The sequence below is a fragment of the Aliikangiella litoralis genome (genome assembly GCF_052495765.1).
Genome location: NZ_CP199292.1, coordinates 4174879 through 4196237, shown reverse-complemented (window position 1 = coordinate 4196237; position 21359 = coordinate 4174879). Strand labels below are relative to the sequence as shown.

The following is a 21359-nucleotide window of genomic DNA, read 5'->3' as shown; positions in this document are numbered from 1 at the left end:
CTATATTCATATTCTCGAACTCGAGTTTAATGTTAGAATTATTAGAATTTGCAATCGGCTATGGCTGAGTTAGTGCATAATAATAGAACTTTATCGACTAAAATATTTTGACGTAACTTGTTGGTAGCCAAATTGTAGCGCGACTATACGAAACTTGTTGGACAAAACTTTGAACTAGTACCTAGTCTACCCAAAATATTTTTTAATTTAGATTGAGTTATCAATTTTTAATATTTTTTTATCTCTTAAAGAGTTGGTTGGGAGAGGAAAATATATTGTTATAGATACAATAAGTTTTTTGTGGTTATTATATAAAATGAATGTACATAATCTGATTGAGCAGTTCAAATATCCAGCATCGGTAATTATTGAATATTTAATTGCACAAGAGTGCTCAGTCAAAGAATATTTATTGCTGAAATATTTAGAAGATAAATATCCTGACTTTTTTCATGAAATTAAAGACTCGAGTAGTTTATATAAAAAACATTTTTTTCTGTTTTATCACCTATATAAAATTAACGATCAACTATTAGAATATGGTTGGCGAATTATTATGTCACCATTAATGATTGAACTGCTTCCATGTGGTGAGAAAAAAGGAGAGCTAGGTAAAAGTGATGAACTTAGAAAGTTTTATACCAATAAAGATAATTTACAACTATCTGAAAGTGAGATTATTGAGATGCAAAAGGCTTTTTGGGAAAAGTATTTAGCCATTGATCAAAAAGCTAAAGCTCTAAAAGTCTTAGGGCTTGAATCTTTAGAGTCTATTGATGCAGCTACTGTAAAAAAACGTTTTAATGAATTAGCTCAAAAACACCATCCAGATAAAGGAGGAGAACAAGATTATTTTATTGAACTAAGAGATGCATATAACCACTTGAAAGTTCTATTTTAGTTATTATTTAATCGTTCAAACTATAACTCCATTATTCGATTACGATAGTATCCAACATTCCGCCGGCACTATGAACGCCTGTTTCTAATTGTTTTTCTGGTTTAGTTCTTAGAAGATAACCACCGTATTGATGTTGATTACCCAATGTAAAAATACCTAACTCTGATATAGTACGATTAAATTGAATAAGTTGATTGTTCGTGAGTGATGTAACTGGCTTCTTTCTTATTTGAGGTTTTATTTTCTCCATTAATATCAATTGCTGCTTAGAGAAGTCCATTTTGCTTAAATCTGAGCATCCGTCATATACATTACCTCCACCTTCATTTTGACTTTTTAAAATCCATTTGTTGCTATTTAGTTGTTGTGTAATTTGTTGAGGGGAAGGGATCAAATATTGACAGTTTAATGAACTTTGAATAACTTTAGCATCATTAGTAGACAGTAGAAACATACGGCTTAAATCATCAGCTGATAATGCTGACAGTTTCATTTGAACCCACTTTGACGTTGCTAGCTGAAAGTTTATTTTCGGGGCGGATACAACTCTATGTTTTTCTATCCACAAGCGTAACTCTAAGTAATTACCAGTGGTTTGGCCGTAACTGTGATAATCTGATAAGTTATAGCCTGTACGAAAATAGAAACAGCTGACAGGTGTCTTTGGGTAAAGACTTTTACTATTGAGATACAGATAAGAGTTTTTTGAAATTAATTCTTGTTTTAGTTCAAACAGGGTTTTGGTTAAAACTTGAGCGCCTAATTTTTTCAAATGATTTTTTAAATAAATTTGATCATAAATATTATCTTCATTCGTTTCTGTTACAAAAACAATTAGTGGCTGATTGGTTTGAAATAGTTTCTTTGATGTGTCATAAATCGTTTGAGACTGAAGCTGTATGGCCGGGTTAGATACAAAGTTAGCTGATGGATTATTCACTTTTAAAATATCAACGAGTTTCTCATTGAGGGGGCCCATACCTGCTGCAATAGCGTTACTTTCTACTAATTGCCATTTGTTTTTTTTATTAAGCAGTAAATCTTGTCGACTTAAATTTAAATTAATCGCTAGCCTGCTTTGAGCTTCTTGGAGTGTATTTTTTAAATAATATAATAAGCTAGTAGAGTCGCTAAAGTCGTTTAAAGCATGTAACAAAAAAGGAATGTTATTACTCACTTTTGTCAATAGAATACTAAGGGTTGTTGCTGTTTTTAATGCCGCTTGAAATTGTTGTTGAGAAAGAACCCAGGGCGTTAAGCTGACCGCGCAAGGCTTAAAGCTCCCGTCTTTATTTTTTAATCCAATTTGGTTAGCCCTTAAGCTTGTGGTGATAGCATGATTATCAATTGATGCAATGCTATTATTTTTATTTTGAGAATTTGTCGTTAATGTTTGAGTAAGCATTATGATAACCTGACCTATAAAAGATTAATGACTAAACCCGTTGCGCATGCGGTGAAAAACACTTGAAAGATAAAAGCAAATATTAATGGCCAGTGAAAAATTCTTTTCAACATAATAAGCTCTGGTAAACTTGCACCAGCACCTCCAATTGTTAAAGACATAATAGCGCCCATGCTCATACCTTTTGCTGCTAAAGTTGATGCTATAGGAACTATTGTTGAAGCTCTAACATATAAAAAAACACCAATAATTGCTGCTGATGGAATTAATATCCAGGAGCTTACTGTGGCCATAGATTCAAAAGCACTACTGGGTACATATCCATGCAAGACTGCACCAATAGAAATACCTAAAATTAGATAAGGCATAAATGAAATAAATTGTTTACTCGCTTCAGTGAGTAGTTTTTTCCATTTTATTTTGGCTGTTACTCTGTCATTTTTGGGGTTGCAGGTTGATTGGTTATCTGTTGAGTTGAGAAAAATATCTTGGCGAATAAAACGGTCAAAGTGTAATTTTTCTAATAGTATTCCGCCAAGAATTGAGGCTGTAATGACGAACACACCATAAGTAATGGTGATTGTAAGTCCAAAGCTTATCCAGAAGAGCCCAATGATAAATGGGTTTAACAACGGGGAAGTAAGCAGAAAGCTCATTGTCGGACCAAACGATGCTCGCGCTTTTAATAGGCCAACTACCATCGGCAGTGTTGAGCAGCTACAAAATGGCGTTAGAGTGCCTAGGCTGACTGCAATAGTATAACCTTTGTTACCACTGAGTAGCTGTTTGACTTTATCTGCTGGTAGCTTTTGTTGAATAACGCTAACTAAAAAGCTAATACCAATAAATAAAATTGATAACTCGATAAATGCATAAACAAAAAATGCGATTGCTTGATTAAATTCATTTGACATAATGGGCTCTCTATTTAAAATATTCATATTTCCAGAATAGTCGAAATATTATATTTCTAGTATTATCGAAATGTCAATAGTGTGAAATATTTTAAATTGAAACACGTCATTACTAATTAAGGTTTAGAGAATATGGTCATTTCCACAAATATGGATACAGAGCAGTTAAATAATATTGCCGCCCGTTTGGCTGAGCTTGGCCATCCAACTCGTTTAGCAATATTTAAATATCTTGTAAAAACAGGAAAAAATGGGGCATCTGTTGGTAGTATTCAGAAAGAACTAGGGATCCCCGCTTCTACATTATCTCATCATATCGCTAAGCTGATAAAAGTTGGGTTAGTTAAACAAGTGAGAGAAAGCCGGGTTTTACATTGTTTTCCTCAATTTAATGCATTAATTGAAGTGATTGCCTTTCTGCAAGATGAATGTTGTTCTATTGATCGTTAGCAATTGGTGTATATATCTCAAACTATTAATATTATAAACCGATTGATGTAAACTCATATTATGAACAGTTTTATTAGTAAAATAACTCTATTTATAGTTAAATAGCTTGTAGAAATAGTGCAAAAAAATAGTTTATAGCTAAATTTTTTATTTATAATAAAATCAATAGGTTAGTGTTTTTTTAAAGAAACGATAGGAGAGGCAAAGTTACTTTTTCATTTGCTTAGTGATATTTTTCTTGATATTTGCAAAAAATCACGTATAAAGCACTTTCTTAAATTTGTTGGCTGTTTAATAATTAAGCAATCTTAAAGCAGTCCGGCTGATAGGTCTGGAACCACTGAACACGTTTCGTTCACCAGAGACTTTTAATCCTTTGATTATAGGAGATACTGAAGTGTTAAAAAACTTCGACTGTAACTCAGAGATTGATCCTACAGTCGCAACAGAAACTCGTTGGCCTGAATATGTTAATGTCGACGAGAACGATGAGCGAAACGATCATTTCATACGACGTGATGGCAAAGTGTTTGCCGGAACACATATTATTATAGACTTTTGGGGAGCCTCCAAGCTTAGCGATTTGCAAGTGATGGAAAAGGCTTTTCGTGACACCGTCATTGAATGTGGCGCGACGTTATTACATATTCATATGCATCATTTTACGCCTAATGGAGGCATTTCTGGGGTGGCTGTTTTAGCTGAGTCACACATTAGTGTGCACACTTGGCCTGAAGCTGATTATGCTGCTTTTGATGTTTTTATGTGTGGCGATGCTGAGCCGCATAAAGCGACAGAAATTTTACGCAAGGCATTTTTACCTTCTCGTGTTGATGTGCGAGAAATTTTACGCGGTGAAAATATCAGCGAATAATTGATAGCCATAAGATTTATGGCTACGCTTGATGAATTAGGAATTATGATGGCTAAACGTTTTACCGAAACGCTCTATGACACTTTTGGGCAAAGCTTTGTGGTTGAAGAAGTTTTATTTGAAAGTCGTACTGAGCACCAACATTTAATCATTTTTAGTAACCAACATTTCGGTAGAGTGATGGCGCTTGACGGTGTTGTTCAAACGACTGAAAAAGATGAGTTTATTTATCATGAAATGTTAACCCATACTCCAATATTGGCTCATGGTAATGTGAAGCGTGTGTTGATAATTGGTGGTGGTGATGGCGGCATTTTAAGAGAAGTATTACGTCATACTGGTATTGAACATGTCACCATGGTTGAAATTGATTCGGCTGTGGTCGATATGTGTATTAAATATTTCCCTCAGCATTCAGCGGGCTCTTTTGAAGATCCTCGTGTGAAATTAGTTATTGATGATGGGGTTGATTTTGTTGTTAATAATCAAGAAAAATTTGACATCATTATATCTGATTCAACTGATCCGGAAGGGCCGGGTGAAGTGCTTTTTACTTCAAGTTTTTATCAAGGTTGTAAAAATAGTTTAAATGAAGGCGGCATTTTAGTAACGCAGAATGGTGTTAGTTTTATGCAGTTGGATGAAGTTAAAACAACCTATCAGCGTTTTAATGATGTGTTTGTTGATCGCTGGTTTTTTACGGCAGCAGTACCAACTTATGTGGGAGGAGTCATGACCTTATCTTGGGGGTGTGATAATCCTGAACTCAGAAATGTACCACATGATATTATTCAGCAACGTTTTGAAAAAGCAGGATTTAAAACCCGTTATTACAATCCGGCTATTCATGCTGCTGCGTTCGCATTACCACAATATGTGGTTGATGTGTTAGCAGATTAAATCGTTGACTTATTTTTCCATGTTAGCGTCGGTTTTTCAGCATACGGTTTTGTATGCAGATAAAGAGAATAAAAATCGTGATTAAAACCATTTTTGATTACCAAAACTCTCCTGGTTCCTGGACAGTCGAGCAAGCTAAACAGCACTATAACCTTGCATATTGGAGCAACCAGTACTTTGATTTAAACGAAGCGGGAAGGGTTGTTGTTTACCCTGAGCCAGAAAATAAAGCTTACTCCATTGAGCTGAGTGAATTATGTAAAACATTGCGCTCAAAAGATTTACATATGCCCGTTTTGTTGAGGTTTATTGATATATTAAAACACCAAGTTAAGTCTTTGTGTAAAGCTTTTAACGAGGCAATGGCTAGTTGTGATTATCAGGGCAATTATTCAGTTTGTTACCCTATCAAGGTTAATCAACAACGTCGAGTGGTTGAAGGTTTAGTTAAAGCTAATTTACATTTGGAAAGCCCTCAGGTTGGTCTTGAAGCTGGGAGCAAACCCGAGCTAATGGCGGTGCTTGCTTTATCAGAAAAAACGAATTCAAAAATTGTATGTAATGGTTACAAAGATCGAGAGTATTTAAGAGCCGCTCTTATTGCAACTGAACTTGGTCATAACGTTTACATCGTTATTGAAAAAATTTCTGAGTTAGAATTGTTGTTAGAAGAATCTGCTAACATGAAAATAAAGCCTCGTATTGGAGTCAGGGTTAAATTAGCGACAAAAGGTGAGAGTAAGTGGCAGGACTCTGGTGGCGAACATTCAAAATTTGGTTTATCTACAAGTCAAATATTGCATTTGATTAATAAAATATCGGCTGTCAAACAGATTGATATTTTTCAATTATTACACTTCCATCTTGGTTCACAATTAACCTCAATTCAAGATATCCAGAATGGTTTACAAGAGTGTGCTCGTTTTTATGCTGAACTGCGCATGCTAGGTATACCTGTGGATACGGTTGATGTTGGTGGTGGGCTTGGCGTTGACTATGAAGGTACTCAGAGTCAAAGCCATTGTTCAATGAACTATACAATAGAAGAGTATGCCAATAATGTAGTCAGCGCATTTTATGATATTGCAGAAAAAATGAATCTACCGCACCCATCGATTATTTCTGAGTCAGGAAGGGCATTAACTGCACATCATGCGGTTTTAATTACCAATGTTATTGACTCAGAAAAACCAAAAGTTTTAGATATTGAAGAACCATCTAGCGATTGTCATATGACAATAAAAAACCTATGGGATACTTTATCAGAAGCCAAACAAACGAGTGATAATAATAAATTGGTTGAGTGCTATCATAATGCTGACTATTTATTAAAACAGGTTCAACAAGTGTTTAATCATGGCTTAATTGGCTTGGCTGAAAGAGCTTTGGCAGAACGTATACAAAGAAGTATACTTTTTAAGGTCAGGGAAAGAATTAATCCTGAAATTCCAATTCATCAGGAAGTGATCGATGAATTACAAAGACAATTAGCGAGTAAGTTTTTTGTTAATTTTTCAATTTTTCAATCTTTACCGGATGCCTGGGCGATTAATCAGGTATTTCCGTTAATGCCTCTTCAAGGTTTAGACTCTGTTCCCGAAGAAACAGCTATTATTCAGGATATTACTTGTGATAGTGATGGTATGTTAAAACAGTATGTTAATGCTCAGGCTGTTATGCCAACAATTGATTTGCCTACCCATCATGAGGGAGATGATTATTTATTGGGAGTATTTTTAGTGGGTGCTTATCAAGAAATTCTTGGAGATATGCACAACTTATTTGGTGATACTCATACGGTTGATCTAGAGCTGAATTCTAATGGTGAACTGAACATTACCGCTAATCAACGAGGTTCTAGTGTTGAAGAATTGTTAGATTATGTTGATTTTGATGCAAAGTCGCTGCTGGAATCTTATCGTAGACAATTGAAATTATCTGAGCTTCCGCAATCTTCACAACGCCAATATCTTGCCGAGCTACGTCAAGGTATATACGGTTATTCATACCTTGAAGAGTAACCCATATGAACATACCGTTAAAACGTTGGCCCGCAGAGTGGGAAAAGCATCAGTCCACATGGATGATTTATCCTTGTCGTACAGAAGTTTGGACGAATGGAATTGATACTGCACAACAAGCATTTGCTCAAGTGGTTAATCAAATCAGCGAATATGAAAAAGTTAATTTACTTATTTTAAAAGAACATATTGCCAGTGCACAAAAAAAATTGAGTGGTGCTGTAGAAATATTTGAAACGTCCCTGGATGATAGTTGGGCTAGAGACACAGGGCCTATTTGGATTAAAGAAGGTGAAGCGCTAACTGCATTAGATTTCCAGTTTAATGCGTGGGGTAATAAATTTGATTCACATCAAAATGACCAAGCAATAGCAAAGTTTATAACAAAAAATAGTCAATCATCTTATCAAAAAATTGATATGGTTCTAGAGGGCGGTTCAGTTCATAGTAATGGCCAAGGTATTTTATTAACCACTAAAGAATGTTTATTAAATCAAAATCGAAATCCATTGTTGACTCAATATGAGATAGAGAAAAATTTGAAAAATGCTCTGGGTGCAGAACAAGTTATTTGGTTGGAAAAAGGAATAGTCGGTGACTTAGATACCGATGGGCATATAGATAATATTGCTTGCTTTATTGATCAAGGAACAGTCCTGACTCAGACTGCAGAAAACAATAGTGAAAATTTTGATATTTATCAGCAGAACAAACAGATTATTTTATCTCATTCGCTTGAGTTGATTGAAATCCCTGAGCCGCAGCCACGCTATAATCATGGTTTACGATTACCGTTAAGTTATGTGAATTTTTATATTTTAAATGGTGCTATTATCATGCCTCAATTTGGTTGTTCTCAGGATGACATTGCCTTTCAGACAATAAAAGATTTTTATAGTGACAGAACTGTTCACGCAATTGACGCGAATGAGATTTTAATTGGTGGTGGTGGAATTCATTGCATAACAATGCAAGAGCCAGCCCTTTAAGTATTTTATCTGGTTAAATAGTTATTGACCATTTGAATAGTAGAGAGTTAAAAATATGCGAAACATTACGGTAGCCGCAACTCAATTCCAGGTGAGTGATGATATTGATAAAAACATTGCAACCGCTGAACTTTTGGTATTAGAAGCTGCTGAACAAGGTGCTAATGCTATATTATTACAAGAGTTATTTGCTCAGCATTATTGGTGTAAAGACCAATCATCTGATTATTTTGATTGGGCAGAAACTTATGAACAGTCGAAAATTTTGCAACATTTTGCAAGCGTGGCAAAAAAATTAAATGTTGTTTTGCCAATTAGCTACTTTGAAAAAAGTATTAATAATTATTTTAATTCTTTAGCTGTCATTGATTCAAACGGACAAATTTTAGATAACTACCGAAAGTCACATATACCTGATGGACCTGGCTATCAAGAAAAATACTATTTTTCTCCTGGAGATACCGGCTTTAAAGTTTGGCAAACAAAATTAGGAAAAATTGGTGCGGCTATTTGTTGGGATCAATGGTTTCCAGAAGCTGCGAGAGTTTTAGCGCTAAAAGGAGCAGAAGTTATTTTTTATCCAACGGCGATTGGGAGTGAGCCGCAGGCACCGGATTGGGACTCGTGCAAACATTGGCAACAGGTAATGAAAGGACATAGTGCTGCTAATATGATACCGGTTATTGCTTCTAACAGAATTGGTTGTGAGAAAGGAGAGTCTTGTGAAATAACTTTTTATGGAAGTTCATTTATTACCAACCAGTTTGGTGATGTTGTGCAACAACTCGATAAAAAAAATAATGGCGTCATCTCTCAACAGTTTGATTTAGATGCTATTGCTAAAGAAAGAGCAGGTTGGGGACTTTTTAGAGATCGAAGACCTGACTTGTATATGCCATTGAGTAATTATTAAAAATGAGCTTCTTTTAAATACAACGATAGAGCGCTTCGCCTAAGACGAAGCAAACAAGTTAAGCTTGTAGTTTAAATATTTTTAGTTAGACTAAGTCGGAAAAGCAACCTGTAGTATTAGGGAGATAATAACAATAAAACACACTTTCTATACTATAGCGAGTTAAATTTTTTCTTAGTATATCGGGTTGCTTGAGCTTTTAGTGGATCATCTGGCCATGGATGTTTTGGATACCGCCCCTTCATTTCTTTTTTGACTAGCTCATAACTATTTTTCCAAAAACTGGCTAAATCTTCAGTAATTTGCAAAGGGCGACCTGTTGGTGATAGTAAATGAACAACCACTGGAATTTTGCCGTTAGCTAATAATGGCGTTGTTTCTGTGCCAAACATTTCTTGTAGTTTAACTGCTAATATAGGTTTTTCACCTTGTAAATAGTCAAGTTTAATTGTTGAGCCACTTGCTACTCGAATGGATTTTGGCATTAAGTCATCTAACTTTTGTTGTTGATTCCAGTCAAGGTGACTTTTTAGTGCGTTACTTAAAATATCTGCTGTAATTTGCTCGAGTTTGTTAAAGCTGGCTAAAAAAGGAGCAAGCCATTGCTCAATAGTTTGAGCCAATTTTGTATTTTCAAGGTTAGGATAATTGTCACCATATTTTTCAAGTTGTCTTAAATAGCCTACTCTTGCTTGCCATTGCTTTAATTCGTGAGACCAAGGGAGTTGTTCTATTCCTATTTTTCTTATGGCATTTAATAAACCCGTTAATAGTTGTTCTGGTTCAAGTTTATTTATTGGTGTGGATGATAGTATGAGTTTTCCAAGCTGACGATTAAGATAACCTTTAACTGATTTAGTATTTTCATCCCAAATGATTTGTTCTTTTTCAGTAATGATATTAGAAAAATACTTTTCTATTTCTGTTTGAGTAATTTCAAGCGCTTGGTAAATTTTTGCTGAATGTGATTGTCCACCGAGTTTTATAATAACAATAAAATCACTTTTAAAAGGAAAATTTGTTATTAATTGAGCTCCGCTGCCATTAGCCATTCTGTATCCATTCCCTCTTTTTTGGGCAAGACGATCAGGAAATGCTTTGGCTAGTAAAGCAGCACTTAAATGTAATGTTTTTTCAATTGCTAGCTGCTTCAAAGGTGGAGTCATTTCTAATTTTTCTTTAATTATCAAAAGTAGTTTTTTTTCTAATGACTTAGCTTGTTTTTGTATGTTTTTTGTTGTGTGCGTATGTAATTGTGAGTTTATCATTGACTCAATACGAAGCATAAAATCTGGGGTGTCAGCTTGGCTTCCTTGAAAAATATCTTTTTCTTCGAGCATAGAAGCGAGTAAACAGGCTATTTTTATGGCTTGTAGATTTGCTCCAGTTAGTAGCATATGACCTATTCTTGGATGAACACCCAAAGATAATAAAGTTTTACCGTACTCAGATATTTGTCTGTTAGTTGTAGCGCCTAATATTTCTAAAAGCTTATTAGCTTGTTGAATAGCCCCATTATTGGGTTGATTTAATAAACTTAAATCTGTTGTGTTATTGATTCCCCAATGAGCTAGTTCAAGACTGAAAGTTGTTAAATCTGTTCTTAATATTTCGGGTTGACTTTCTGCTCTTAAACTGTCGCTTTCATGCCATAATCTGATGCATAAACCAGGCGCAGTTCTTCCCGCTCTTCCCATTCTTTGAACTGAAGATGCTTGAGAAATTTTTTGTGTTAATAGGCGATCAAAGCCGACATTGGGATCATAATGGCTTTGACGAACAAGTCCTGTATCGATCACACAATCAATATCCTCTATAGTCAAACTTGATTCTGCAATATTCGTCGATAGTATAATTTTACGTTTTCCTTTAATCGGTAATATTGCGGCTTGCTGCTTTGAAAAAGGGAGGTTGCCATAAAGAGGCAGAATAACAATATTTTTCTGTTCTTTTATAAGAGGAGCTAGTAAAGTTTCAGCTTTTTTTATTTCGGCAAGGCCTGGCAAAAACACTAAAGTATCCATTTGAGTTATGGGATCAGTTAATATTTTTCTGACTGCTTGAATGAGTGCGTGTGACCAGTTTTGATTAGGCTTAGGTGGAATATAGGTTAAATCAACAGGAAAGCTGCGTCCGTAACAGTGTACAACGGGGGCATTGTCTAATAATTTGGCAACAGCTTGAGTATCTAGTGTTGCAGACATGACTAATAACTTTAGGTCTTCTCTTAATGTTTGTTGTACTTCAAAAGCTAACGCAAGCCCTAAATCTGAATGTAAGTTTCGTTCATGAAATTCATCAAAGATAATCAAACCAATGTCAGGAAGCTCTGGATCTGATTGCAGCATTCGAGTCAGGATCCCTTCTGTAATCACTTCAATTCGGGTATCTTTTCCTATATTGGTTTCATTTCTGATGCGATAACCAATCGTTTCTCCTGGCGATTCACCAATCATAGAAGCCATGCGAAAAGCCGCATTTTTGGCTGCTAGTCTTCTAGGCTCAAGCATCAGTATTTTTTTGTTGTTTGCAATTGTATCGAGTAAAGCTAATGGAACAATGGTTGTTTTTCCGGCACCGGGTTCAGCATTAATGAGTAAGTTTAAATAATGAGCAAGCGTGGACTTTATTTCCTCTAGTTTATTGAGGATAGGTAGTTGTGTTTTTGAAAGTAATTTGTCTAGATGCAATGATGAACGCTTTTATTTTTAAATCGTGATTTCATTGTATCATTAGACTAAAGTGATTAGTATAAATGAGTCGCTGGTAATGAACCAAAAATCAGCCTTCTACTTGTTTAGCTATCGTCGCAATTATTTCACTTCCTTTTTGAGTTTCTTTCATGGCTAACTCAATATTATTTTCTGATAATGCCTGCTTTACTTTATTTTTTTGCATTTCTAACTGTCTGGCTAGTTGGTTAAGTGCTTGTTGTTGGCTGCCATTGTTACCGGTTTCCCATTTGAGTCCTTTGGCTTGTGCTCGAGAGTTATATCCATCAATGATTTTCACGTAATCATCCATTTGTTTAGTGGCTTCATTAATTAGTTGTATTTCTATTTCGCTTGACTTAAAACTGATGTTGGTCCAGGCTGGTGAGGCGACTAGAGCAAAGCCTAGAAAGGATAAGAAACAACTTAACGCGAGCGGTTGCTTCGCGTCTTTTTGTAGGTACTTGTAGACAACGGCCGCTAATATAATACAGCCAAATATAATACCGATAATTTGTAAGTCCATTTTTCTCTCCTCACCATTTTTTGATTTTTATAATTTGTTGATTATTTAAAGGTCAATCTCAATAATCTTTTATATATCCGTACAACTTCAATATCGCACGGGTATAGTTATCATGAGTTTGAGAATAGTGTCAATTTAATTAACTATAAAACAAGGGTTAATTTTATTATTATCTCAAGTTTAAGCTTCTATTTTGACATAAAAAGAAGGCTTAAATGTGCCTTATTACCTTTCTTGTCGATTAAACCTATATGTCAAAATATATTAGCTCTGCTACATTTAGTCGCTGATTGTTAGCGAGTAGTAAAAAAAAGCTTATGTAATATTTATATTGAGCCACTCAGGCAAAATATTAAACGGTTATTGGAAATGAAACTTAGCTATCAATGGATGAATCAGTAATATTGCTCGTTTATTGCTCATTGAATGTTTATTCTGAAGAGGAAAAAATGATGTAATAATAAAAATATGGTTAAAGTGATGAACATTATCTATATATTTGCCTATTTCACGCTAAGCCCACAGAATACCAAGGGTTTTTGCTAAATAACTCCGATAAAACAAGACTTATTTACTTTACGTTTCAATAAAATCATTAAATGAAACTCTTTTAAAATCAAAGGGTTAATTGTTATTTTTTACTTGTAAAGAAAAACTCAAAGGGTTATGGTGAAAATAGCGAACCCAGTCACAGATTAGCTGATTAATCCTTTGGTTATCTCAAGTGGTTATGTAAATAGCTTTTAAGCGTATGATTATGCTGGCATAATCCGCCCAATAATAAAGGTATGTAGTTTATATCTCTTTCTACAACAGACTTTTATTGGGTGATAACTTATGAAAAATTTTGGTAAAAAACACATAATACAAATTGCTTTTATAGGCTTATTTTATTGTATTTCTCTAGCTGTTGTGTACTTATCTATGGTTACACAGCCATCATCGATAGATAGCTTAGCCACTATTAGGTTAGCTGTTTTTTGTATCTTATTCCCGATTTTAATCAAATACTTTTTACAATTAGTGGTTGCTCCTTTTTATTCTGTAGTTGAAAAAATTCGAGGTATAGAGCATCCCTCTCCTAAAACTGAACCGCTTGTCTCTGTGCTAATACCAGCATGGAATGAAGAAGTTGGTATTATTAAAACTTTAAGCTCTGTATTAGATACCTATTACGAAAAGCTTGAAGTTATTGTTATTAATGATGGTTCGACTGATTCTACTCATGAGTTAATTAAAGAGTATTTAACCAAACATGAGAAAATCCAGTTTTTAAAGCCGAAGATAAAGTATCTGAATCTGCGTAATGGTGGGAAAGCTCGTGCGCTAAATAAGGGATTAAAAATAGCAAAAGGCGAAATAGTTGTTACGGTTGATGCGGATAGTGTAATGGATAGATACACAGTTTCGAATATTGTTAAACGTTTTAATGATCCTAAAGTAGGAGCTGTTGCTGGAAATGTTATCGTTGGTAATAAGTCGAAGCCGCTAGAAGTCATTCAGCAGCTAGAATATTTATATGGTTTCTTTTTTAAGCGAGCCGATTCTGTTTTTAATTCTGTTTATATTATTGGTGGTGCAGCAGCTGCTTATCGCAAATCGGTGCTAGATGAAGTGGGTGGTTTTGATCATGAGATAATTACTGAAGATATTGAAATGTCGACTCGCATTTTGTCTAAAGGCTATAAGACTCGCTATGCCGCTGATGCAATTGTTTATACAGAAGGGCCTTCTGATTGGTCTGGGCTTTGTAACCAACGGCTACGTTGGAAATTTGGTCGTTTGCTTACTTTTATTAAACATAAAAATTTATTTTTCAGCAAAGATAAAAAGCACACGCCTTACTTGTCATTTTTGCTTTTTCCGTTAGCGGTTTATTCTGAAGTTACTTTATTGTTAGAAGGCCCGCTGTTAGCTCTATTTTATGGATATACTATTTTTGCGAGTGATTATTTTCCTTTAGCATTCGTTATTCTATTTATGACATCACTGATTTCTTTGCAAATCATTTTTGATCCTAAATCTCGCTTTCATTATAACTTGCTATTTTTTGCTCCAATTGCATGGGTTGTTTTTTATATTATCGATGTCGTTGAGTTTCAAGCATTATTCCGCAGTCTATGTCGTTTGATTAAAAGAGAAACGATTCAGTGGCAAAAATGGGTACGTGCTGGTGTTATGAACTAGGTTGAGTTCTCACCAATTTATTGATTAATTAGTAATCGGTATTTATTTATGACCCAAGCGACTATACCAGCAGTGTGGATGAGAGGAGGCACAAGTAAGGGAATATTTTTCCTTAAGGAAGATTTGCCTCAAGATCCTGTTGAAAGGGATCCGATATTACTACAAGTTTTAGGTAGCCCCGATCCTTATGGACGACAAATTGATGGTATTGGTGGCGCTACATCAAGTACAAGTAAAATTGCTATCATTAGCCTGTCTGATAGAGATGACTGTGATATAGAGTTTTGTTTTGGTGCTGTTTCTATCAATAAGCCACTGATTGACTATTCTGGAACATGTGGCAATCTATCTTCAGCGGTTGGGGTATTTGCTATAGAACAAGGATTGCTTACTCCAAAAGGGGATGGTTTGATGACTGTTTATGTTTGGCAAACCAACCTGAATCAGCGTTTTGCTACACAAATATTAATAAAAAATGGTATACCTGAATCTACTGGCGATTATTCAATTGCAGGAGTTATCGGAAAAGCATCTCCAATTAGGGTAGATTTTTTATTGCCAGGGTTAGCGGCTGATAATTCTGTATTACCAACAGGTAATCCTGTTGATTTAATTAAAGTTCCTAATTGTGGTGATATTGAAGTCAGTTTAATTGCCGCTGGTAATAATACTGTTTTTGTTCGTGCCAAAGATCTCAAACTTGAGTTTTCAAAACTAGCTAGCAGGCTAGCTAGCGACTCAGAACTGGCTGAACTATTAGAAAGTATTCGGTGTCTAGGGGCGGTCAAAATGAATGCTGCACCAACTGCTGAGTTTGCACGTGAGCAGCAACCAGCAACACCTAAAATAGCCATTATTGATGAACCTTCTGAATATATATCATCTCATGGCAAAGTCATTGCAACGAGTGAACAAGATATTTCAGCACGAATTCTTTCAATGGGAACTATACATCATGCGTTTACAGGTACAGGAACAATTGCAACCGGCGTTGCCGCTTGTATACCAGGAACTATTATCTCAGAGTTGTTACCGCAGCCTTTAGTATCCGAGCAACAACTTAAAATTGCTCATCCCGGAGGAGTCATTGAAGTTGGTGCAGAAGTTGTATATCGAAATGAGCGCTGGATAGCTGAACGGGCGAGTATTACCAGAACCGCTCGTACATTAATGAAAGGTCAAGTTTATTATTCAACAAAGGTTTCGTCTTAAATCGTTATTTGTCTCCAATACTGAGTTCTATGTCACTCCTTACTCAATCATTTAAAAATTTTATTTCAATTGCAACTATCAATACATAGGTTTGTTAAACGAATATAACGAATAAATATGAGTTTGAAATATCACAAGGCTAAATTGAGTTGATTATTGTGTGTTGAATTGAAATATTCAATATTTGTTTTTGGACTACTTAAAACAGTAACTTTAGGCACATAAAGCTGACTTTTGCCCGATCCCGCTACAATATTAAAAAAAATAGCTAAAAAAGACGGTATTAAGTTGATTCGGACTAGCTTTTTAGGGGCAATCTTTAGTATGATGCGGCGCGAATTTGCGTGGTACAGGAGAAACAATTGAACGAATCTGATATAGAACTGCAGTTAAAGGTTTGGAAAGAGCTTGCTATTAATAAGCAAGTACTTATGCAAACGGCTGCAAAAGCTTTGGGTTTAAAGGCTGAGTGCAGCTCAGACGAACTTGAAGTTGCTTTAACTAAAACGATAGAACAAGCTAAAAATGCTGACGCTGAATTACAATCTGCAAAAGAAAAAGCAGATGCTGAAATTGCCGCTTTAACTGAAAAACTTGCTCGCACAGAAGAACAAAGATCAGAAGAGCAAGCTGGAAAAGAAGCTGCCTTAGCCAATTTAAAAAGCACAGAAGAAAAGCTCGCTCTCGCTAAAACGACAAGTGCTGAAGAACTCAAGAAAATTAAATCTCAATTAGCTGATAAGCAAAAGGAGATTAAACAGATCACAAAAACTCTTGCTGATACCCCTGAAAATGTTGTCAAGAAAATGAAAGCGCTTAAAAAAGAAAAAATGGATGAGTCCAATGATCGTAAGCGCGCAGAGGAAAATAGTAGAACATTACGCAAAGATAAGCAGCGAGTAGAGCAAGAGTTAAAAGAAGCTAATGACTTGTTAAAACAAACGAGTTCATTAGTTGAAGGGCACCGAGAGTTGCACAAACTGGCAAATGAACAATTTACTTTGTTAGCTGAAAATGCTGAGGATAAAGAAAGCCTCACTCAAGTGCCTGAACTTGACGAGCCACTGCTTGAAGCAATTGAAGCTGCAAATTCAGAAGGTAAAGATAAAAACGAGAAGACCAAGTCTAAATCAAAATCTAAAAAGTAACCTAAGATTGTATGCCAATGAAGTTTTCTCCGCTTCATTGGCTGCCATTATAATTTAGGTTGTAATTTCTGCGTTTTATTTTCATACCAACTTTGCCAAATTATCGGCAAAGTAATTAACATGATTCCTGAAAAAGTCCACAGATCAACGGACTCATTGAAAATAAGCCAACCTAGTAAGGCTGCAAAAATTAACCCCGAATATTCGGCCACAACAATTGCTCCTGCTTCAGCTTTTTGAAATGCGATAATGCTACATCCCTGATAAACGACTAAAAATAGGCAACTAGTTGTTGCCAGTAAGATTAAATCATTGCTGATTGGAGACCAGTTAAATGCGGCAATAATGCCGGTAATTGGTAAGGCGAAAATATTACTCCACAAAATAGTGTTTGTTGTACTAGAACCTTTTGGAAGCCATCTGACTGATAGATTATAACCTGCAATTGCCAGAGCCGTGCAGATAGCAAGCAAACCAGCTAAATTAAAATATTCAGGACGAAGTGCTATGACTACGCCTGAAAAGCCTAATATAGTGACAATAATTCGGTGTTTTTGCATTGGCTCTTTGAGTAATAAACTGGCCAATAGCAAAGTAAATAATGGAGCGGAATAAAAAAAGACATTGGCAGTTGCTAAAGGTAAATAAAGCAAAGCAATAACCGCAGCTGGAGCACCGATATTTGTTAATACGCCTCGTATTATATGAACTCTTACATTACCCGGACCTTGTTTAATTTTAGGTAGTCGTAACCAAAAAGGTAGCATCAGTAGCAGTACCGCTATTTGGCGTAAAAATAAGTATTGAAAAATGCTTACATTATTGGCAAACATTTTAACTACAACATCAACAAATGTTGCAAATAAATTGCCCAAAATGAGTACCATAAAAGCAACAATAACCGCGTTATTTTTGTTCATAGGCTAAACCTTCAGCTGCTATTACTCGCTTTTCCTTGAGGTAATCTATCCATACCTATATGGGGGATCCCATCTTCAAGGTATCCTTCACCCACTTGAAAAAAACCTTGGCGGTTATAATAGTTAATTAAGTGTGATTGCGCTGAAATATGACAACTAATGTCTGGCCATTCTTTATCAATAATATTGATGGCTTTTGATAATAGCTCGTGCCCTAAACCAGTATTTCTATACTGACTATCGGTCGCGACTCGGCCGAAGCTACTCATATTAGGGTGGTTAACTTGCGGTGGAAATATTCTCATATAGGCAGCAAGCTGTTCATTATCCACCGCAAACAAATGTAGAGTGCCTGGTTGTTTATCCAGATCATCAATATCTGGATAGACACAATTTTGCTCAACCACAAAAACATCAATTCTAAGTTTTAGTATTTTATAGAGTTCTTCTGTTGATAATTGATTAAATGTTTTTACAAACCACAGCATAGTTGCCTCCTTCTTTTGTATGGCACTTTACCTCAGGATGTATGCAGATGAAATTAACAATTGTTAATTGGTTTTAAAGGTTAAGTCGTTTTTTTATTCGACTTAAGCTAACAGAGGTTAGCCCCAGATAAGAAGCCACCAATGTTGCTGGAACTCTTTTTACCAGTTCAGGAAAAAGCTTGTAAACTTTACTGACCTTTTGCTGATTTGAATGCAGTAATAACAGTTCTTCTTTAAATTCTTTGTATAAGAAGTGCTGCTCAAGTTGTTTGATATGATAATTCTTCCATTCTTCATGCTGACTGACTAGTTTTTGGTAGACAACTAATGGTAATTGGTAAAGATAACAAGGTTCTATACTTTCAATTGAATAAGGTAAAGGTTGATTGGAAATGATACTTCTCATACCAAAGATAATATCATTCTCCCAATAAAATTCTTTACTAAATTCTTTACCATCTTCAGTGATAAAAACGGCTCTTAAAAGCCCCTGTTCAACTAGATAAATATTTTCCGGAGTTTGTGCCAGTTTTAAGAGGGGCTTATTTGAAGGTAATTTAAGCGTTTTTGCGTTTTTTAGAATCTCTCCAAAATCAATTTCGGGGGCTTCAAAATGATAGCTGAATAATTGGTATATTGGAGAGTTTTCTTGTCTCATTCTTTCTCGGCGACTTGAGTTTCTGTTCCTAAAACTGAGTTCTGTGGAACATAAGTGGCTTTAGTAAACTTCAAGATTAAATAACCAACTATTCCAGACACAAATGAGGCTACAATAATCGCTAGTTTATCGGCGGACTGAAATATTGCTGTATCCTCAAAGGCTAAAGAGTTAACAAAAATACTCATTGTGAATCCTATCCCTGTTAATATGGATACAGCATACAATTGTGTCCAATTGCTACTCTCGGGTAATTTAGCGAGACCCAGTTTTATTGCTAGCCAACTAAAGCCAAATACGCCTACTTGTTTACCGATAAATAAACCAAGGAAAATACCTAAAGAGACATTAGAGAATAGTTGATTAAGTGATATACCAGTGAGTTCTATGCCTGCGTTGACAAAAGCAAATAGCGGTAAAATTAAATAAGCAACCCAGGTATGTAGCTGTTCTTCTGTGTGTTTAAGCATGGAGAAAGAGTCTCCATTTCGGTTTTTAGATTGCAGTGGAATGGTAAAGGCTAAGGCAACACCTGCTAGCGTTGCATGAACACCTGATTTGAGTACGCTGACCCAGAGTATTAACCCAATAAAAATATAAGCAGCTCTAACCGCTACATTAAACCGATTCATTAAGACTAAAATAGTTAACGCAGAAAAAGAAACTACGATAGAGGCTGTTGATAACTCATTGGTATAAAATAGTGCAATAATGATAATTGCCCCAAGGTCATCAATAATTGCTAACGCCATTAAAAATATTTTTAGTGAAATAGGTACTCGATTACCTAAGAGTGAGAGTATTCCTAGAGCAAAGGCAATATCTGTCGCTGTTGGTATAGCCCAACCCCGCATAGCAAACTCATCTCCTTGATTAAAGAAAACATAAATTAGTGCGGGTATAAGCATGCCTCCAATAGCGGCAAAACCGGGTAATGAAATTTGTGACCATGATGACAGGTGGCCTTCAATGACTTCTCGTTTGACTTCTAAGCCAATTAGAAAGAAAAATATGGCCATAAGACCATCATTTATCCAGAGAAGTAATGGTTTATCAATATGTAAGGAAGCTAACCTTATTTCAACTGGCAAATGTAAAAATGCTTCATAATGATCAATTAAATGAGAGTTTTTTAGTATCAAGGCTACAATTGTAGCAATTATTAATAAGATACCAGCGGATGATTCTTTTTTAAAAAAAGTTTCGATTGCGTTCATTTTTAAGGGGCGTTTACCTATTATTGAGAATAAATTAGAAAAGAGGACGATATACTTTTCGTTTTATTCCTAATTATCTTTAGTTTGCTGAATGATGACTAGAGTGTAACTAAGATTAGCTCAGTTAAATAGCAAAAACTGCCAGATATAATGAATATCTCACAAACAAAAAGTAAGAATTTATTTTAAGTAATAGGTAATCTTAAATTGTACACCCGTTGTCATTGCAAGCATTGGTTGATAGATCTGGTTTGTCACCACACTTATCCATTGCCCAGGCCAGCGCTTGATTGAGTTGCTCAAGTGGGGCATAGCCAGAAATAAGATTATAGCCTTTGTTTTCTTTAACATATATCAAAGCAGGATAGCCCTGAACCCCCATTTGTTTTGCTGATAAATATTCATCTTGAGTGGTTTTAAGGTTACTAGGCTTTTGGTAGGCGGCTAAAAAAGCCTCTTTTTGAATATCGAATTTTTGAGCAATAGAAGCTAATATCTCAGGTTTGGTCGGATCTAAACCTTCAACAAAAGTCGCTAATTGTAATTCATGCATATATTTACGCATCGTACTATCATCTGTTAGGTATTTTACAACGACTGTAGCACGAGCACTTGGCTCTGTATCATAACGGAAACCAGGGGTTTCAAGTCGTTTCCAAAAAGCATCAGAAAACTTTTGTCCGGTAAGTTCTGTGACTTTTTTTGATGCGGTTTTTAAATAGTTGCGAAAGTTGCTATCGGCGACTTTTGATTGTGCACCAGGAAATAACCCACCATTAATTGTCGTGCAGGTTATATTGTTAGGGAGTTTGGCATAGAACTTCTCTAAAGTAGGAGCAATTCCATAACACCATAAACAGAGCGGATCGGTAACATAAATTAATTGAGACTTTAACATTGACAGACTATTGACCTTAGAAAATAA

Annotated in this window: 19 protein-coding genes; 10 read left to right on the top strand and 9 right to left on the bottom strand. The window is 35.4% G+C overall.

Going from position 1 to position 21359, the window contains the following annotated elements; genetic code table 11:
• The first annotated feature begins 316 nt into the window (after positions 1-316).
• Positions 317-901, top strand: coding sequence for a DNA-J related domain-containing protein (locus ACT5E3_RS17405; RefSeq protein WP_444994815.1), 585 nt, complete (start codon positions 317-319; stop codon positions 899-901).
• Between the two features lie 31 nt (positions 902-932).
• On the opposite strand, the gene ACT5E3_RS17400 is transcribed toward ACT5E3_RS17405, so the two are convergent.
• Entirely contained in the window at positions 933-2306 is a 1374-nt protein-coding gene (locus tag ACT5E3_RS17400) for a hypothetical protein (RefSeq protein ID WP_444994814.1), read from the bottom strand.
• 14 nt (positions 2307-2320) lie between these two features.
• On the bottom strand, positions 2321-3220 hold the full coding sequence (locus ACT5E3_RS17395) for a permease (RefSeq protein WP_444994813.1): 900 nt from the start codon (positions 3218-3220) through the stop codon (positions 2321-2323).
• Between the two features lie 132 nt (positions 3221-3352).
• On the opposite strand from ACT5E3_RS17395, the gene ACT5E3_RS17390 reads away from it, so the two are divergent.
• From ACT5E3_RS17390 to aguB, 6 genes are all read left to right on the top strand, one after another.
• Positions 3353-3670: an ArsR/SmtB family transcription factor gene (locus ACT5E3_RS17390; protein WP_444994812.1), complete on the top strand. Its 318-nt coding sequence runs from the start codon at positions 3353-3355 to the stop codon at positions 3668-3670.
• Positions 3671-4067: 397 nt separating this feature from the next.
• Positions 4068-4544 (top strand): adenosylmethionine decarboxylase, encoded by a 477-nt coding sequence (gene speD, locus ACT5E3_RS17385; protein WP_444994811.1) that lies wholly within the window; start codon positions 4068-4070, stop codon positions 4542-4544.
• A gap of 18 nt (positions 4545-4562) precedes the next feature.
• On the top strand, positions 4563-5444 hold the full coding sequence (gene speE, locus ACT5E3_RS17380) for a polyamine aminopropyltransferase (RefSeq protein ID WP_444994810.1): 882 nt from the start codon (positions 4563-4565) through the stop codon (positions 5442-5444).
• A gap of 77 nt (positions 5445-5521) precedes the next feature.
• A complete protein-coding gene (gene speA, locus ACT5E3_RS17375; RefSeq protein WP_444994809.1) occupies positions 5522-7465 on the top strand; it encodes a biosynthetic arginine decarboxylase in 1944 nt (647 codons plus the stop codon).
• A 5-nt stretch (positions 7466-7470) separates the two neighbouring features.
• Positions 7471-8454: an agmatine deiminase family protein gene (locus tag ACT5E3_RS17370; RefSeq protein ID WP_444994808.1), complete on the top strand. Its 984-nt coding sequence runs from the start codon at positions 7471-7473 to the stop codon at positions 8452-8454.
• Between the two features lie 55 nt (positions 8455-8509).
• Positions 8510-9367: an N-carbamoylputrescine amidase gene (aguB, locus tag ACT5E3_RS17365; RefSeq protein ID WP_444994807.1), complete on the top strand. Its 858-nt coding sequence runs from the start codon at positions 8510-8512 to the stop codon at positions 9365-9367.
• Positions 9368-9519: 152 nt separating this feature from the next.
• Here the strand turns inward: aguB and hrpB are convergent, their stop codons facing one another.
• Together hrpB and ACT5E3_RS17355 are read right to left on the bottom strand one after the other, a co-directional pair.
• A complete protein-coding gene (gene hrpB, locus ACT5E3_RS17360) occupies positions 9520-12057 on the bottom strand; it encodes an ATP-dependent helicase HrpB (RefSeq protein ID WP_444994806.1) in 2538 nt (845 codons plus the stop codon).
• A 91-nt stretch (positions 12058-12148) separates the two neighbouring features.
• The gene (locus ACT5E3_RS17355) at positions 12149-12604 is read right to left on the bottom strand and encodes a hypothetical protein (RefSeq protein ID WP_444994805.1); all 456 of its coding nucleotides are present in this window, start codon (positions 12602-12604) and stop codon (positions 12149-12151) included.
• Between the two features lie 837 nt (positions 12605-13441).
• On the opposite strand from ACT5E3_RS17355, the gene ACT5E3_RS17350 reads away from it, so the two are divergent.
• From ACT5E3_RS17350 to ACT5E3_RS17340, 3 genes are all read left to right on the top strand, one after another.
• The gene (locus ACT5E3_RS17350) at positions 13442-14791 is read left to right on the top strand and encodes a glycosyltransferase (protein WP_444994804.1); all 1350 of its coding nucleotides are present in this window, start codon (positions 13442-13444) and stop codon (positions 14789-14791) included.
• Between the two features lie 48 nt (positions 14792-14839).
• Positions 14840-16003: a 2-methylaconitate cis-trans isomerase PrpF family protein gene (locus tag ACT5E3_RS17345; protein ID WP_444994803.1), complete on the top strand. Its 1164-nt coding sequence runs from the start codon at positions 14840-14842 to the stop codon at positions 16001-16003.
• Positions 16004-16365: 362 nt separating this feature from the next.
• On the top strand, positions 16366-17151 hold the full coding sequence (locus ACT5E3_RS17340; RefSeq protein WP_444994802.1) for a hypothetical protein: 786 nt from the start codon (positions 16366-16368) through the stop codon (positions 17149-17151).
• 47 nt (positions 17152-17198) lie between these two features.
• On the opposite strand, the gene ACT5E3_RS17335 is transcribed toward ACT5E3_RS17340, so the two are convergent.
• From ACT5E3_RS17335 to ACT5E3_RS17315, 5 genes are all read right to left on the bottom strand, one after another.
• A complete protein-coding gene (locus ACT5E3_RS17335; RefSeq protein WP_444994801.1) occupies positions 17199-18071 on the bottom strand; it encodes a DMT family transporter in 873 nt (290 codons plus the stop codon).
• A gap of 11 nt (positions 18072-18082) precedes the next feature.
• Entirely contained in the window at positions 18083-18559 is a 477-nt protein-coding gene (locus ACT5E3_RS17330) for a GNAT family N-acetyltransferase (protein WP_444994800.1), read from the bottom strand.
• Between the two features lie 73 nt (positions 18560-18632).
• The gene (locus tag ACT5E3_RS17325) at positions 18633-19217 is read right to left on the bottom strand and encodes a Crp/Fnr family transcriptional regulator (protein WP_444994799.1); all 585 of its coding nucleotides are present in this window, start codon (positions 19215-19217) and stop codon (positions 18633-18635) included.
• Complete coding sequence (gene nhaA / locus ACT5E3_RS17320; protein ID WP_444994798.1) at positions 19214-20434, bottom strand: Na+/H+ antiporter NhaA; 1221 nt, start codon at positions 20432-20434, stop codon at positions 19214-19216. Before nhaA ends, ACT5E3_RS17325 begins: the two co-directional genes overlap by 4 nt.
• A 202-nt stretch (positions 20435-20636) precedes the next feature.
• Positions 20637-21332 (bottom strand): DsbA family protein, encoded by a 696-nt coding sequence (locus ACT5E3_RS17315; protein WP_444994797.1) that lies wholly within the window; start codon positions 21330-21332, stop codon positions 20637-20639.
• Positions 21333-21359 lie beyond the last annotated feature (27 nt).

Excerpts from the sequence above, each read along its gene's own strand:
- ACT5E3_RS17345 (WP_444994803.1), top strand. The coding sequence starts at position 14,840 with ATGACCCAAGCGACTATACCAGCAGTGTGGATGAGAGGAGGCACAAGT.
- aguB (WP_444994807.1), top strand. The coding sequence starts at position 8,510 with ATGCGAAACATTACGGTAGCCGCAACTCAATTCCAGGTGAGTGATGAT.
- ACT5E3_RS17390 (WP_444994812.1), top strand. The coding sequence starts at position 3,353 with ATGGTCATTTCCACAAATATGGATACAGAGCAGTTAAATAATATTGCC.
- nhaA (WP_444994798.1), bottom strand. The coding sequence starts at position 20,434 with ATGAACGCAATCGAAACTTTTTTTAAAAAAGAATCATCCGCTGGTATC.
- ACT5E3_RS17370 (WP_444994808.1), top strand. The coding sequence starts at position 7,471 with ATGAACATACCGTTAAAACGTTGGCCCGCAGAGTGGGAAAAGCATCAG.
- ACT5E3_RS17355 (WP_444994805.1), bottom strand. The coding sequence starts at position 12,604 with ATGGACTTACAAATTATCGGTATTATATTTGGCTGTATTATATTAGCG.
- ACT5E3_RS17400 (WP_444994814.1), bottom strand. The coding sequence starts at position 2,306 with ATGCTTACTCAAACATTAACGACAAATTCTCAAAATAAAAATAATAGC.
- ACT5E3_RS17335 (WP_444994801.1), bottom strand. The coding sequence starts at position 18,071 with ATGAACAAAAATAACGCGGTTATTGTTGCTTTTATGGTACTCATTTTG.
- speE (WP_444994810.1), top strand. The coding sequence starts at position 4,563 with ATGGCTACGCTTGATGAATTAGGAATTATGATGGCTAAACGTTTTACC.
- ACT5E3_RS17315 (WP_444994797.1), bottom strand. The coding sequence starts at position 21,332 with ATGTTAAAGTCTCAATTAATTTATGTTACCGATCCGCTCTGTTTATGG.
- ACT5E3_RS17350 (WP_444994804.1), top strand. The coding sequence starts at position 13,442 with ATGAAAAATTTTGGTAAAAAACACATAATACAAATTGCTTTTATAGGC.
- ACT5E3_RS17405 (WP_444994815.1), top strand. The coding sequence starts at position 317 with ATGAATGTACATAATCTGATTGAGCAGTTCAAATATCCAGCATCGGTA.
- ACT5E3_RS17395 (WP_444994813.1), bottom strand. The coding sequence starts at position 3,220 with ATGTCAAATGAATTTAATCAAGCAATCGCATTTTTTGTTTATGCATTT.
- ACT5E3_RS17330 (WP_444994800.1), bottom strand. The coding sequence starts at position 18,559 with ATGCTGTGGTTTGTAAAAACATTTAATCAATTATCAACAGAAGAACTC.
- ACT5E3_RS17325 (WP_444994799.1), bottom strand. The coding sequence starts at position 19,217 with ATGAGACAAGAAAACTCTCCAATATACCAATTATTCAGCTATCATTTT.